Origin of the sequence: Dokdonella sp., assembly GCF_035703485.1 — a bacterium.
In the GTDB taxonomy this organism is placed as follows: Bacteria; Pseudomonadota; Gammaproteobacteria; order Xanthomonadales; family Rhodanobacteraceae; genus Dokdonella.
The window spans coordinates 1-14,021 of record NZ_DASSYD010000083.1; the positions used below are offsets into that span (position 1 = coordinate 1).

Sequence of the window (14,021 nt, forward strand, 5' to 3'; positions counted from 1 at the left end):
AAGGCCTGCGCTGGCGTGCAACTCGTCAAAGTTGACGATGATCGCGATGGTCAGCGAATTGACAACTTCCTGAGCGGTCGTTTGAAGGGCGTTCCGCGCAGTTTGATCTACCGGATCCTGCGCACCGGTCAGGTCAGGATCAATGGGCGCAGAGCCAAGCCTGACGTACGTCTGTGCGCTGGTGACGAGGTGCGTATCCCACCCGTTCGCGTGGCAGAGCGCGAGGATCCGGGCAAGCCGGCGGCGGGCCAGATGAGCCGGGTCGAAGATGCCATCGTGCATGAAGATCGCGAGTTTCTGGTTCTCAACAAGCCCAGCGGCGTCGCCAGCCATGGCGGCAGCGGCATCAGTTTTGGTGCGATCGAGCTATTGCGGGCGGCGCGACCGAGAGACACGCTGGAGCTCGTGCACCGGCTCGACCGGGATACCAGCGGTGTGCTCGTGTTTTCGCGCAAGCGCTCCGCCCTGACTGCGCTGCAGGCGGTAATCCGCGAGGGTCAGGCAACCAAGCGCTACATCGCCTTGCTCGAAGGCCAGTTGCCGAAGGCACGAATGACGGTCAATGAGCCCTTGCGCAAATCCGTTCTTCAAGGTGGCGAGCGCATGGTCCGCGTTGATCCGGCCGGCAAGGCCTCGGTGTCGCACTTGATCCAGCAACAGGCATTCGCCGAGGCGACCTTGTGTGAAATTGCCATTGAAACCGGTCGCACTCATCAGATTCGCGTACATACCGCGCATGTGGGTCATCCGGTCGCCGGTGATGAGAAGTATGGCGAACGTGGATTCAACCAGCGCATGCGTACGCTCGGTCTCAAGCGTCTGTTCTTGCACGCGATGCGTTTCGAGTTCGAGATCGGCGATCGCAGCTACAGTTTCACGGCACCCATGCCGGAGGATCTGCGCACGCTGGTCAGCAGGCTTGAGGGCCAGCGCTGAGTAGTGCGTGATCCAGCGGACGCGTGCCGATCAGAGAAAGAAGCGCGCACTGATTTCAGCCGAATGCAGCCATTGCGGCGGCAACGAACCTGCCAGCAGCAATCCGCTGAAGGCGTGGGCGACGATGTTGGCCAGCAGGGCACGATGCCGTTGCCAGTTCCAGATCCAGATCAGACCGGCGACGAAGGTCAGCTGCATGAGCATTGCGTTCGGGGTATGCAGCAGGGCGAAGACAAGTGCCGCACCGAGCAATGCGATCCGCGATGAACCACTCACGCGTTCGATCCGCTCGGCAACGATCACGCAAATCAGAAACTGCTGGACGGCGGCCCAGGCCAGATAGCGGAAGAGTCGTGGAAAGCCTGGCCAGGTGTTGGTGATGTGCCCGCCGGACAATTCCAGAATCAAGGCAATACTCAGGCCCAGGGACATCAACGCAACCCACCAGCCTCGCTTGAGGGTTCGCGCGCTGGGTTCAGCCGGGGCATCGCCAATCAACAGGCTCAGGGCGAACACGAGCGTCGCAACGCATGCGCCGAGCACAACCGGGCTGAGGTCGTCGCCGATGTAGCCGCCGATAATCATCACCATCGGCACGACGGTTGCTGCGAGCAATTCGAGGCCGGCACGCAGGCGCGGATCGATCGGTGGCTTGATTCGCAAAGCGACCAGCAAGGTGATGTAAACGCCGAGCAGCAGCCAGCGACTGCGTGACGTTTCTCCCGGCAATGGGGTGGCTTGCCAGGACAATGCCTGATTTGCGACCCGCTGAAAATCTCCGAGTGGAACAATCAAGGCATCCGGGATCGCGTCTCGAATCTGGTCGCGCGCCTGCAAGCTTTGTTCGACACGACTATCCAGCGGCAATTGCAGAATGGGCCAGGCTGTTGCTGCGGAATTTTCGGCAGCTCGGGTCAGGCCACGTTTGAAATCGATCTTGTTGCGCGGGTCGGGCAACAAGGGCATGGCGAGTTGATTCAACGACGCAGGATCCAGACGGACGTGGGTTTGTGCGCGCACGTTGTCTACCGTTGCCGTTGTTTGTGCCGGAAGTTCTAGGCTCAATCGCAACATCGCCGCACGTTTCGGTGCACTTGAAGGCTTGCCCTGGCAGGTCCATCCGATTGTGCGAATGTCGATATCGAGATTCGTCGACCCGGCGGTGAATGAGGTTTGCTGACTTCGACAGGTTTGCTCATGCAGAGATTCGCCGACGATCAACGCCAGTGAGCCGGCTTGTTCGGCATGCAGTGCGATGGCGAGTCGCGTGTACCGCGTCAGATCCATATCGGAGGCAAGGATCAGGCCGATCTGGATCGCTTGGCCCTGTGATCGCACCTGGAATCCGTCGCTGGTGAACGACGCGTCCTCGGTGCCGAAAGCGCGTCCGGCAATGATGTCCGCCGACGAGCGGGCAGACCATCGATGCGGAGTATCTGCATGAAGCAGTGCGCCGAGGGTGTCGATCGCGGACTGATCCAGATGCTCGCGCAATTGATGACGCGCGAGCATGTCGAGCATCACCAGGGAGAGCAGTGCGCAGGCCACGAAAAGCAGCCAACTGCTCGAGCTTCGCCATGTCGGCATGAACTTTCGGGCCTTGTCAGTTGCGCTCAATTAGATGGTCGACCTTGGCGGCGCAAATGAAATCGTTCAGCGAGAGTCCGCCGACATCATGCGTGGAAAAGTAAAGTGTGCAACTTGGGTAACTGACTTTCATGTCGGGGTGGTGATCCTCGACGTGAGCGATCCAGGCAACGGCATTGACGAATGCCATCGTCCGGTGAAAGTCATCGAATCGGAACTCCTTGCTTATTCCTTTTTGATCGTCGGCGAGCATCCAGCCAGACAGCAGATCAAGATGAGAGCGGGTTTGTTCGGTGGTCAAGGCATGTTCGCTGCCTTTACGCGGGCGGCACTGCATGCGAACCAGTTCATCGAGAGTCATCAGAGATTCCGGAATTCAGATAGTGATTGCGCATTATAGGGTTCGTGACGCATCGCCCGTGCAAGATTGAAGAACAAGGACTAGAATAGTCCTGATTCAATCAGGGTAAATGCAATGATCGACATGAGCACTACGGCTGTGGAGTATTTTCGCGGCCTGATCGAGAGTCAGGGCGTTGCGGGGCTAGGAATCCGTTTGCGCGCCGTGGCTCCCGGTACACCGCAAGGCGACTGCCAGCTTGAGTTCTGCGAGCCGGGTGACCGACGCGGTGACGAGTGGGAGATCGAATGCGATGGCTTCACCCTGTTCGTCGAAGCTGACAGTGCCGAGTTTCTCGATGGTGCAAATATCGATTTCAGCAAGGATTCGACCGGTGGCCAACTCTCGATCAAGGCGCCGAAACTGCGTGGAACGCCACCGGACGCTGATGCCAGTATCGTCGAACGGGTCCGCTATCTGATCGACGCAGAAGTCAACCCGAAACTGGCATCGCATGGCGGCCACGTCACCCTGCGCGAAATCACTGCCGACGGCATTGTCGTCCTGCAGTTTGGTGGCGGCTGCCATGGTTGCGGCATGTCCGAAGTCACGCTCAAGAATGGAATCGAAAAGACCCTTCGCGAGAAGATTCCCGAGGTTACCGGCGTGCGCGACATTACCGACCATGAAACGGGCAGCAAGCCCTACTACAGCCGCTAGCAGAAAGCAGAATCCCGGCGTGCGCCGGGATTTCAGGAGTTTCAGCAGGCTTCGAACTGAGGCGACTACTCGCCTTGCATGCGCCCGTAGAGGTCATCCAACTTGCCTGGCATCGCCGAAAAGTAGGCGGCCAGATTCTTGATGTCCTGATCGGTCAGATTCTCGGCATAGACGCCCATGATCGGATTGACCCGACCGCCATCGCGATATTCGTGCAGGGCGCGGGCCAGATAGTCGGCGTACTGACCGGCAAGGCGAGGATAGATCGGAGCGGTGGCATTGCCGTCAGCACCGTGGCAGGCCTGACAAGTCTCGGCGAGCTTCTTGGCGGCTTCCATATTGACCGGCTCTGCCGCGATGGCAGACACGCTGATGACAGCAAGGCTGAGCAGGCCAAGTCGGGCGATAATCTTGTTCGTATTCATCCCTCGACTCACTCCGCGCTGTTGATGCTGGAAAGGAAGGCGGCAATATCGTGGATATCCGCTTCGGTCAGGCTTTCGCCTTGCGCGCGCATCGTCGGATGACTGCGTCCGCCATTCTTGTACTCGGTCAGGGCCGCAACGATGTAGTCGTAGTTCTGACCAACGATGCGCGGAACATGATAATTCGGATAGGCGTTCTTCCAGCCTTCGATGCCATGGCATCCAGTACAGGTGTAGGCCTTGATGCGTCCTTCCGCGGGATCACCCTTGCTCTCTTGAGCAAATGCGGCGGTCGTGGAAAGTAGAACGAAAAGTAGCAGCAGCACTCGGGTCATCTCGAAGGTTCCAGATCCGGCTGGTTGAGGTAGAAGGTTGCGAGCGACCCAGTATAGCGATTTGCGCGATGAAGGTCAGCGTCCGAGACAACGCCAATCAATTGGCGCACTCATCACGACTTTCAGAAGGTCCGCCCGCCGTCCGGCGCGGCGAAGTGATGGCAGGTCGCCTTGTCAGGGCGCGCGATCTGACGGGCGAGCCTTCTGAATGTCAGCTGTTGCAATCAAAACAACTGGTTAGCCGAAGTCCGTCTGCATGCACTTGTTTGTTGCACTGGTTGAATGACGTCCAGTCCGTCTGCATCAGCGCGCCGCGATTTGCGCGCAGACCGATGTCGTGGCGATTGCGCCACCTGATCGGCCTTGCTTGGGTTTGACGCGCTGTCACAGCATCATGACTAGTGGCTCAAGACAGCCTTGGTGCAGCCGAATAGCCTTGCCGGATCGGATACCAGGCAGCCTTCGAAGTGCCTTGGTCGGCCTGTTTGGCGCATTCCGTTTTTCCTTTCGGGTGGCGAGTCCCACCGAATTTTGCGTTGTTGGTAAACCAATCACTCCGTCACCGTATCCAATCGGGTGGCTTGGGGTTCGTCTCAAGCTTGCTCATGTATAGTGTTATGGTCTACTATAACACCATGTCAACTCAGGGTTGCGTAATGCATTCATTTTTCAGCAGATTCTCGCCAGGTGCCGGCACATTCGCCATCCTGCTGGCCGTGGCCGTGCCTTTGCTTGCCTCCTGCAACAAGGAGGATGGCACGGCAAAGGCCGAGCAGGCAGCCGCGGATACGTCGGTTCCGGTTGAGGCCGTTGCGGTCAGCCGACGCTCGATCAGTGCCAGCTACACCGGGACTGCAACGCTTGAGCCAGAGAGCGAGGCGCAGGTTGCCGCGAAGATCAGCGGCGTATTGCTTGAGTTGATGGTCGAGGAAGGCGATCAGGTCAAGGCCGGTCAGGTGCTGGCCAGGCTCGATGACGAAAACCCACGACTCAATCTGGCCAAGGCACAGGCTTCCTTGCGCAAACTCGAAAACGACCATCGGCGCGCCAATGAAATGTTCGAGCGCAAGCTGCTCAGTGCCGAACAGAACGACAAGATTCGTTACGATCTGGAAACTCAGCGCGCGACATATGAGTTGGCCAAGCTGGAACTGTCCTACACGAAGATCACGGCCCCGATCAGTGGCGTGATTTCGCGACGCCTGGTCAAGGTAGGCAATTTCATCCAGGTCAATCAGGCTTTGTTCCAGATCGACAATTTCGATCCGCTGCTGGCCGTGCTCAATGTTCCCGAGCGTGAGCTCAACACCTTGCGCGCCGATCAGGTTGTGCACATGAGTGTGGATTCGATTGTCGGCCAGGTTTTCGATGGCCGCATCGAGCGCATCAGCCCGGTTGTCGATCCCGCTACCGGAACGTTTCGTGTGACCTGCGAGTTTCACGACAAGAGCGGGCGCCTGAAATCAGGCATGTTCGGCCGCCTGAAGATCATCTACGCGGAGCATGCGGATGTGCCGACGATTCCGCGCTCGGCCTTGATTGAGGAGGATGGCGAGACCGCCGTGTTTGTGGTGATTCCGGGTTCCGAAGCAGTTGTTGCCGGGAAGAAGCCGGGCAATGAAGGTTCCGTTGATCCAGCCACGAAACCGAAAAATGAAAAGAAGTCAGAAAAGGACAAGACGCCGATTCCAGCCTGGGTGGCCAAACGCCGCGTCATCAAGGTTGGCTACGGTGATGCCAACCATGTCGAGGTTCTCGATGGCTTGAGCGAGGGCGATCGGGTAATCACGCTGGGTCTTTCGGCCGTGCGCGACGGAACCGCCGTGCAGGTGCTGGAGGGCGTGCAGTGAATATCGTCGAGTTTGCGACACGCCGGCGCGTCACCGTCGGCATGACCACGCTGACCCTGGTGCTGTTTGGTCTGATCGCGCTGTCCGGCCTCAAGGTCAATCTGCTGCCCGATCTTTCCTATCCAACCCTGACCGTGCGCACCGAGCTTGAAGGCGCCGCGCCGATCGAGGTCGAGAATTTGATCAGCCAACCCGTCGAGGAAGCCCTCGGCGTGGTCAAGAATGTGCGCAAGATTCATTCGGTGTCGCGCACCGGCCAGTCCGATGTGATCCTCGAGTTCACCTGGGGCACGGATATGGAGCAGGCCAGCCTCGAGACGCGCGACAAGCTCGATATCCTGAGTTTGCCGCTGGAGGCGAAGAAGCCGATCCTGCTGCGTTTCAATCCGTCGACCGATCCGATCATCCGCCTCGGCCTCAGCGGCTCGGCCTCGGATGCCGGTTTCAACGAGGCAGAACTCAAGCAGTTGCGTCGCTTCGCCGATGACGAACTGAAGAAGCGTCTCGAACCGGTTGCCGGCGTCGCCGCAGTCAAGGTCGGCGGTGGCCTCGAAGACCAGATCAGCGTCTCCCTCGATCAGCAGAAGCTGGCCCAGCTCAACCTGACCGTCGATGACGTCGCCGCGCGCCTGCGCAACGAAAACGTCAATGTGTCGGCGGGCCGCATCGAGGAGGGCAGCCAGCGCTTCCTCGTGCGAACGATCAACCAGTTCTCCGATCTCGACCAGATGCGCGACATGCTGGTCAAGGTCGACAACGGCGTGCCAATCCGGCTCAAGGATGTCGCCGATGTCAGCCAGAGTTACAAGGAGCGCGAAGGCATCGTGCGCATCAATGGCCATGAGGCGATCGAGCTGGCCATCTACAAGGAGGGCGATGGCAATACCGTATCGGTGGCGAATGCCGTCAACGTAGCGCTGGAGAAACTGAAAAAGAGTCTTCCACCCGGAGCCAGCCTGACCACGATTGATGACCAGTCGATCTTCATCCAGCACTCGCTCGATGATGTGCGCAACGATGCACTGATTGGCGGCACCCTGGCCGTGCTGATGATTTTCTTCTTCCTCGGCCACGCGCGCAGCACGCTGATCATCTCGCTGTCGCTGCCGATCTCGCTGATCGCGACCTTCTTCTTCATGGGTCAGGCGGATCTCAGCCTCAATGTGATGTCGCTGGGTGGACTTGCCCTGGCCACCGGCATGGTCGTCGATGACTCGATTGTCGTGCTCGAGAACATCGCGCGATTACGCGACAAGGGCATGTCGATCATCGACGCGACGGTCAAGGGTGCCAGTGAAGTCAGCATGGCGGTGACCGCATCGACGCTGACCACGGTTGCGGTGTTTTTTCCGCTGGTTTTCGTCGAAGGCATCGCCGGCCAGTTGTTTCGTGATCAGTCGCTGACGATCACCTTCGCCATGCTGATTTCGCTGGTCGTGGCGATGACCCTGATCCCGATGATGGCCTCGCTCGAAGGCCGCTCGCCTCTGGCCTTTCGCGATGAGCCGGATCGCCAGCCGCGAGCCTTGCCGAAAAACAAGGTTGGACGATTCTTTTCTCGCGTATTCCGCGCCATCGGCGAGTTCCTGTTCCAGATCCTGCCGCGCGTGGTCTTCGCTCTGTTCCACTGGCTTGCGGTGGCCTTTGATCGCACCATCGGAGCTGTCCTGCGCTGGACCGGAAAGCGCGTGATCGGCGCCTATGATCGCTCGGCAGTTGTCTATCACCGCATGCTGCCCGGTGCGATGGATCGGCCGTGGCTGGTGCTCGGCGCGGCGGCGCTGGCCTTTGCGGTCAGCATCGCGATCATTCCGAGCCTCGGCATGAATCTGATTCCAAGCCTCGCCCAGGGCCGTTTCGAGACAACCATCAAGTTGCCGCCCGGTACGCCTCTGGCAGAGACCGATGCACTGGTCGAGCGCATTGAACTCCAGCATGCGCGCGATCCGCATATCGAATCGATCTACGGTGTCGCCGGTTCCGGCACGCGGCTTGACGCGACGCCGACCGAATCGGGAGAGAACATTGCGCGGTTGCTGGTCACCCTGAAACGCGGTTCGGGTGATCGCGAGGAAGCCGCGGCGATGCAATCCCTGCGCACGTCGCTGGCAACGCAGCCGGATATCCAGGTCAAGTTTGCGCGCCCGGCATTGTTCAGTTTTTCGACTCCACTGGAGATCGAGATCCGCGGCTACGATCTCGACGCGCTGACCGCCGCCGGGCAGAAGCTCGGCGGCTTGCTCGGACAATCCGACCGCTTCGCCGACATCAAGTCGACGGTCGAAGATGGTTATCCGGAAATACAGATCCGCTTCGATCAGGACCGTGCCGCCGCACTCGGCCTGACCACGCGACAGATCTCCGATGCCGTGGTCGGCAAGGTGCGTGGCGACGTTGCCACGCGCTACAACTTTCGCGACCGCAAGATCGATGTGCTCGCCCGCGTACGTGAATCGGATCGTGCGAGCGTCGACGATATTCGCAACCTGATCGTCAATCCCGGAGCCGACAGGCCGATTCGCCTGTCCGCCGTGGCCGAAGTCACCGCCAGCGAAGGACCGAGCGAAATTCATCGCGTCGATCAGGAGCGCGTGGCGATCATCTCGGCCAACCTGCGCCACGGCGATCTCGGCAGTGCCGTCGCCGAGGTCAAGTCGATCCTCGCGAAGACTCCGCTCGCCGCTGGCGTTTCCGTCCACATCGGCGGCCAGGGCGAGGAGATGAATGCCTCGACGCGCTCGATGCTGTTCGCCTTCGGTCTGGCGATCTTTCTGGTCTACCTGGTCATGGCCTCGCAGTTCGAATCACTGGTGCATCCGTTCGTGATCATGTTCTCGATTCCGCTGGCCCTGGTCGGTGCCGTGCTCGCCCTCAAGCTGACCGGCACACCGATCTCGGTGGTCGTCTTTATCGGCCTGATCATGCTCGCCGGCATCGTCGTCAAGAATGCGATCGTGCTGATTGACCGGGTCAACCAGTTGCGCGAAGAAGGCCACGCCAAGCGCGAAGCGATCATTCTCGCCGCCGAATCGCGCCTGCGCCCGATCGCGATGACGACGCTGGCGACTCTGCTCGGATTCCTGCCGCTGGCGATTGGCTGGGGCGAAGGCTCCGAAGTACGCTCGCCGATGGCGATCACGGTGATCGGCGGACTCGCCGTGTCGACCTTGCTGACCTTGATCGTGATTCCGATTGTTTACGAGTTGGTCGATCGCAAGCCGGACGGGTACTACGTTGAACGTGGGGCGCGCAAGGCACGGGGTGTTGATTCCGATGAACCGGATTCAGCGGCCGCGGAACTGAGCGGGGCGCGCCCATGAGCTCGTTGACGTGCTTGGGCCAATTCGCAGGAGCGCCTCCAGGCGCGTGGCTTGCCGACGGCGGGATTTCCCATCGCACGTCATCCCTGCGCACGCAGGGATCCAGTGACTTTTCTTGGTTTGCGTTTTCCGGCGCTTCGTGTGGAGACATCCTGTCTGTTTCCACTCGCCATCCATGGCGAGCGTCTTACTTTCTCTTGCGTGGCCAAGAGAAAGTAAGCAAAGAGAAGGCCACCCCACACTCGTGCCCTACGCACAGTCCCTGTGCTCCAGGTGCGCGAGGCCGCTCCGGGGTTCGCCGACAGTCCATCCCTGGACTGGCGTCGAACTGGCCCACATCGTGTGGGCCACCCTTCGGGCTTTTCCTCCGCAACCTCGCCGCGATCGAGGGGGCCCCGTTGAGCGCGCATCCTGCGCGCCAAATCAAAAGCCCCCTCATCCGCCCTCCGGGCACCTTCTCCCGCTGGGCGGGAGAAGGAAGATCAAGAACCAACAACACGAAAAGACATGCTTGCGGAGATCGGCTTCGTCTTTGCTGCGCAGGATGCGCAGTGGACGGGCCCCCTGAGCAGTGGCAATGGGACGAAGGAAAGGCCCGCAGGGTGGGCGCGAGGGATCGCGCCCAGTTCGCTGCCAGCACAAGGATGTGCTGTCAGCGAACCCCCGAAGTCCCGTTGCGGAGTCGGAGGACAGGAGTCCGTAGACCACTGCTTTGGGGTGCTCTTTCTTTTGGTTACTTTTCTTTGAGCACGCAAAGAAAAGTGACTCGCCCGCACGGGAGGCGGGTGAAAAAAGGCATGGATGCCACGCTTCGCAGGAGCGAGAAGAAGGGTCACTGGGCCCCCGCCTTCGCAGGGGCGACGGAATTTTCAGCTTGGAGGATGGTAAGCAGCACCACCACGATGAATAGACAACTGTCGGGAGACCTCCAATGACTCTCGCCGAACTCAGCCTCAAGCGTCCGGTCACGGCGATCATGTTCTTCGTATCGATGACCGTCATCGGCCTGCTTGCCGCATTCCGTTTGCCGCTGGAATACATGCCGGATATCGAAGCACCATTCCTGTTCATCAATCTCCCGTATCCGGGTTCTACGCCGGCGGAAATCGAGCGCACGATCGTGCGTCCGGTGGAGGAGGCATTGTCGACGCTGACCGGAATCCAGTCGATGAACTCGCAATCGCGCGCCGATGGCGGACAGTTGTTTCTCGAGTTCAAGTGGGGCCAGAACGTGGCTACCAAAGCGGTCGAGGCGCGCGACAAGATCGATGCCATCCGCGCCGATCTGCCGGATGACCTGCAACGCTTCTTCGTGCTCAAGTTTTCGACGTCCGATCAGCCGGTCATGCAGTTGCGTATCTCCAGCGATGGCGATCTTTCCAATTCCTATGAGTTGCTTGATCGCAAGTTGAAACGACCGCTGGAACGATTGCCGGGTGTGGCCAAGGTGTCGATCGAAGGCGTCGCCCCTCCCGAGGTGCAGATCGAGCTGTCGTCGGATCGACTAAGTGCGCACAACATCAATTTGAACGACCTCGCGCGGTTGCTGCGTGAAGCGAATTTCTCCACGTCGGCCGGACAGATCCACGACGGTGGCGTGCGCTATCGCGTGCAGCCGCTCGGTGAGTGGCGTTCGCTGGAGGAGATTCGCAATCTTGTACTGGACGACAGTGGATTGCGCCTCGGTGATATCGCCGATGTGCAATTGCGCCCGTCGATTCTTGACTACGAGCGGCGTCTCGACCAGCGCCCCGCAGTGGCGGTCGACATCAGTCGCGAGCGCAGTGCCAACCTGGTCGACGTCGGCCGTGCGGTTCTCGCCGAGGTCGACAAGATCTCGCGCGAACCCGAGATGAAGGGTCTGAGACTGTATTTCCTGCAGAACCAGGCCAAGGGTGTTACCGACTCGCTGCGTGAGCTCGGCAAGGCTGGCCTTGAAGGTACGCTGCTCTCGGTGCTGGTGCTGTTTTTCTTCCTGCGCGACTGGCGCGCGACAGCGATGGTTTCATTGGCCATTCCGATCTGTTTCGTGATGACGCTTGGCTGCATGTATTTTTTTGGCATCAGTCTCAACATCCTGTCGATGATGGGCTTGCTGCTGGCTGTCGGCATGCTTGTCGACAACGCCGTGGTCGCGGTTGAGAGCATCTATCAGTATCGCGAGCGCTATCCCGATCGGCCATGGTATGCAGCCGTCGAGGGCACCCGTGTGGTGGGTGCGGCGATTACCGCCGGTACGTTGACCAGCATCATCGTGTTCCTGCCGAATGTGTTTGGCGAGCGCACGCCAATTGCGATCTACCTGACCCAGGTGGCGGTATCGATGGCAATTGCGCATATCGCTTCGTGGTTGGTCGCGATCAGCCTGATTCCGATGTTGGCATCAAAGCTGCCGGCACCAAAGTTCATTGGCAGCGAGAACGCGATCACGCGCTTGCAGAAGCGCTATGGACGCTTTATCGACTGGACGCTGCGTCATCGTCGCAAGACCATGCTCGCGTTGCTCGGCTTGCTGCTGCTCAGCATCATTCCGATTACCCAGACCAAGTCCGACATGTTTCCTTCCGGCGACACGCGTGAGCTGCAATTGCGCTATGACCTCAACGGCAATTACCGCCTGCCGCAGCTTGAGCAGTCCATCGGCAGGATCGAGCAGTATCTGACCGACAACAAGGCCAAATTCGAGATACGCAACATCTACAGTTATTTCAACGAGCGCGGTGATGCGCAAACCAACATCCTGCTGACCGAAGATGACGATGCCAAGCGCACGGCCAGCGAGATCATGGATGACATCCGCAAGAACCTGCCCAAGCTGGCGATTGGTACGGTTGGCTTCGATCGCAACGGTGGCAATGACAATGGCATCAAACTGTCGCTGATCGGTGACTCCAATGAAACCTTGCACGAGCAATCCGACAGCGTGATCGCGCTGCTCAGTCGTATTCCGGGCTTGCATGATGTGCGTCTGGACGAGGGCGCGCAGGATCGGGAAGTGGCTGTGCACATCGACCGTGATCGGGCGCGCAATTACGGCTTCAGCGCCAATGATGTCGCCCAGTACGTGTCGATCGCCTTGCGCGGCACGCAGCTTCGCGATTTCCGTCGAGGCGATACGCAGATCCCGACCTGGTTGCGCTTCCAGAATGCCGATGCGCAAAGCATCAATGATCTGTCCGACTACAAGCTCCGCGCAGCCGATGGCAGTCAGATCCCGTTGATGGCGATGGTCGAGCTGCGCACGCAAGGTGCCGCATCAAGCATCCGCAGGCAGAACCGGCAAACCGCGCTGCCGATCCAGATCAACCTGGACAGCAAAACCACGCCCGATGAGGCCCGCGAACGGATCAAGGCGGCGATGGAGAAGGTCTCACTGCCGGCTGGCTATGGCTGGACCTTTGGCACCTCGTTCCGCAATGCCGACGAAACCGGCCAGCGCATGATGTTCAATCTGCTCATTGCCCTGGTGCTGGTCTATGTCGTCATGTGCGCGATGTTCGAATCGCTGATCTATCCGGCCGCGATCATGACCACCTTCATCTTCTCGGTCTTCGGCGTGTACTGGCTGTTCTGGATTACCGGTACAACGTTCTCGTTCATGGCCATGATCGGGATCCTGATCTTGATGGGTGTGGTCGTGAACAACGGCATCGTCATGCTCATGCACATCAACCAGCTGCGTCACGACGGCTTGCTGAGGACTCAGGCACTCATCCAGGGCAGCAAGGATCGATTGCGTCCGGTTCTGATGACGATGGGAACAGCGATTCTCGCCATGGTTCCGCTGTGCATCGGCACCGTGCAGGTTGGCGGTGACGGCCCGCCGTACTTCCCGATGGCCCGCGCGATTGTCGGTGGCCTGATGTTCTCGACCATCGTCACCTTGATGGCCTTGCCGGTGATCTATTCGCTTCTCGACGATGCGCGGGGATGGATTCGGAATGTCAGTCGGGATGGACGGGCGGGGAGGGTTTTGCGGCGGCGGCCGGTCGCTTCCTGATTCATTCTGTTCGTTGACTCGGCGCGGCGTGAGTTGACTCAAGCTACATTTGTATCGTCGCCCCTGCGAAGGCAGGGGTCCAGTGACCTTGTTTTGATCTCTACGCCGCTTCGCGGCGCGGCATCCCTGCCGGGATTTCACTCGCCTCCGGGCGAGCGCCCTACTTTCTCTTGAGTGGCCAAGAGAAAGTAGGCAAAGAGAAGGCCACCCCGATGCAGCGGTCTTCGGGCCTCCTGCCCTGCGACTGCGCAACGCGACTCCGGGGGTTCGCCGACAGTCCGTCCCTGGACTGACGCCGAACTGGCCCACTTCCTGTGGGCCACCCTGCGGGCTTTCCCTACGCCACGTTGCCGCTGCATAGGGGCCCCATTCACTGCGCATCCTGCGCAGCCAAGACAAAGCAGATTCCCGCGATCACTGCTATCTCGGCTTTTCTTTCCTTCTCCCGCCAATAGGGGAAGGTGGCCCACAGCGCGGATGTGCCGGCTTTGGCTTTGGCTTTGGCTTT

General features: G+C 59.7%; 9 protein-coding genes. 5 read left to right on the top strand and 4 right to left on the bottom strand.

The genetic code is table 11. The features are described from left to right. The first annotated feature begins 15 nt into the window (after window positions 1-15). Window positions 16-936 carry an RluA family pseudouridine synthase gene (locus VFN25_RS06135; RefSeq protein ID WP_325139912.1) on the top strand — a complete coding sequence of 307 codons (921 nt, stop codon included), beginning with the start codon at window positions 16-18 and terminating at the stop codon, window positions 934-936. 30 nt (window positions 937-966) lie between these two features. Here VFN25_RS06135 and VFN25_RS06140 read toward each other — a convergent pair whose 3' ends face one another. Further along, window positions 967-2,523: a lysostaphin resistance A-like protein gene (locus VFN25_RS06140; protein ID WP_325139896.1), complete on the bottom strand. Its 1,557-nt coding sequence runs from the start codon at window positions 2,521-2,523 to the stop codon at window positions 967-969. 16 nt (window positions 2,524-2,539) lie between these two features. Then, on the bottom strand, window positions 2,540-2,887 hold the full coding sequence (locus VFN25_RS06145) for a 4a-hydroxytetrahydrobiopterin dehydratase (RefSeq protein WP_414648872.1): 348 nt from the start codon (window positions 2,885-2,887) through the stop codon (window positions 2,540-2,542). A gap of 111 nt (window positions 2,888-2,998) precedes the next feature. Between VFN25_RS06145 and VFN25_RS06150 the strand changes: the two genes are divergently transcribed. Continuing rightward, on the top strand, window positions 2,999-3,583 hold the full coding sequence (locus tag VFN25_RS06150) for an NfuA family Fe-S biogenesis protein (protein WP_325139901.1): 585 nt from the start codon (window positions 2,999-3,001) through the stop codon (window positions 3,581-3,583). A 65-nt stretch (window positions 3,584-3,648) separates the two neighbouring features. On the opposite strand, the gene VFN25_RS06155 is transcribed toward VFN25_RS06150, so the two are convergent. Both VFN25_RS06155 and VFN25_RS06160 read right to left on the bottom strand, forming a co-directional pair. Next, window positions 3,649-4,008 carry a cytochrome c gene (locus VFN25_RS06155; protein WP_325139903.1) on the bottom strand — a complete coding sequence of 120 codons (360 nt, stop codon included), beginning with the start codon at window positions 4,006-4,008 and terminating at the stop codon, window positions 3,649-3,651. An 8-nt stretch (window positions 4,009-4,016) separates the two neighbouring features. Further along, window positions 4,017-4,343, bottom strand: coding sequence for a cytochrome c (locus VFN25_RS06160; RefSeq protein WP_325139905.1), 327 nt, complete (start codon window positions 4,341-4,343; stop codon window positions 4,017-4,019). Between the two features lie 656 nt (window positions 4,344-4,999). Here VFN25_RS06160 and VFN25_RS06165 point away from each other — a divergent pair. From VFN25_RS06165 to VFN25_RS06175, 3 genes are all read left to right on the top strand, one after another. Next, complete coding sequence (locus tag VFN25_RS06165; protein ID WP_325139907.1) at window positions 5,000-6,193, top strand: efflux RND transporter periplasmic adaptor subunit; 1,194 nt, start codon at window positions 5,000-5,002, stop codon at window positions 6,191-6,193. A gap of 41 nt (window positions 6,194-6,234) precedes the next feature. Then, complete coding sequence (locus VFN25_RS06170) at window positions 6,235-9,513, top strand: efflux RND transporter permease subunit (protein ID WP_325139914.1); 3,279 nt, start codon at window positions 6,235-6,237, stop codon at window positions 9,511-9,513. 931 nt (window positions 9,514-10,444) lie between these two features. Beyond that, window positions 10,445-13,513, top strand: coding sequence for an efflux RND transporter permease subunit (locus VFN25_RS06175; protein WP_325139910.1), 3,069 nt, complete (start codon window positions 10,445-10,447; stop codon window positions 13,511-13,513). Window positions 13,514-14,021 lie beyond the last annotated feature (508 nt).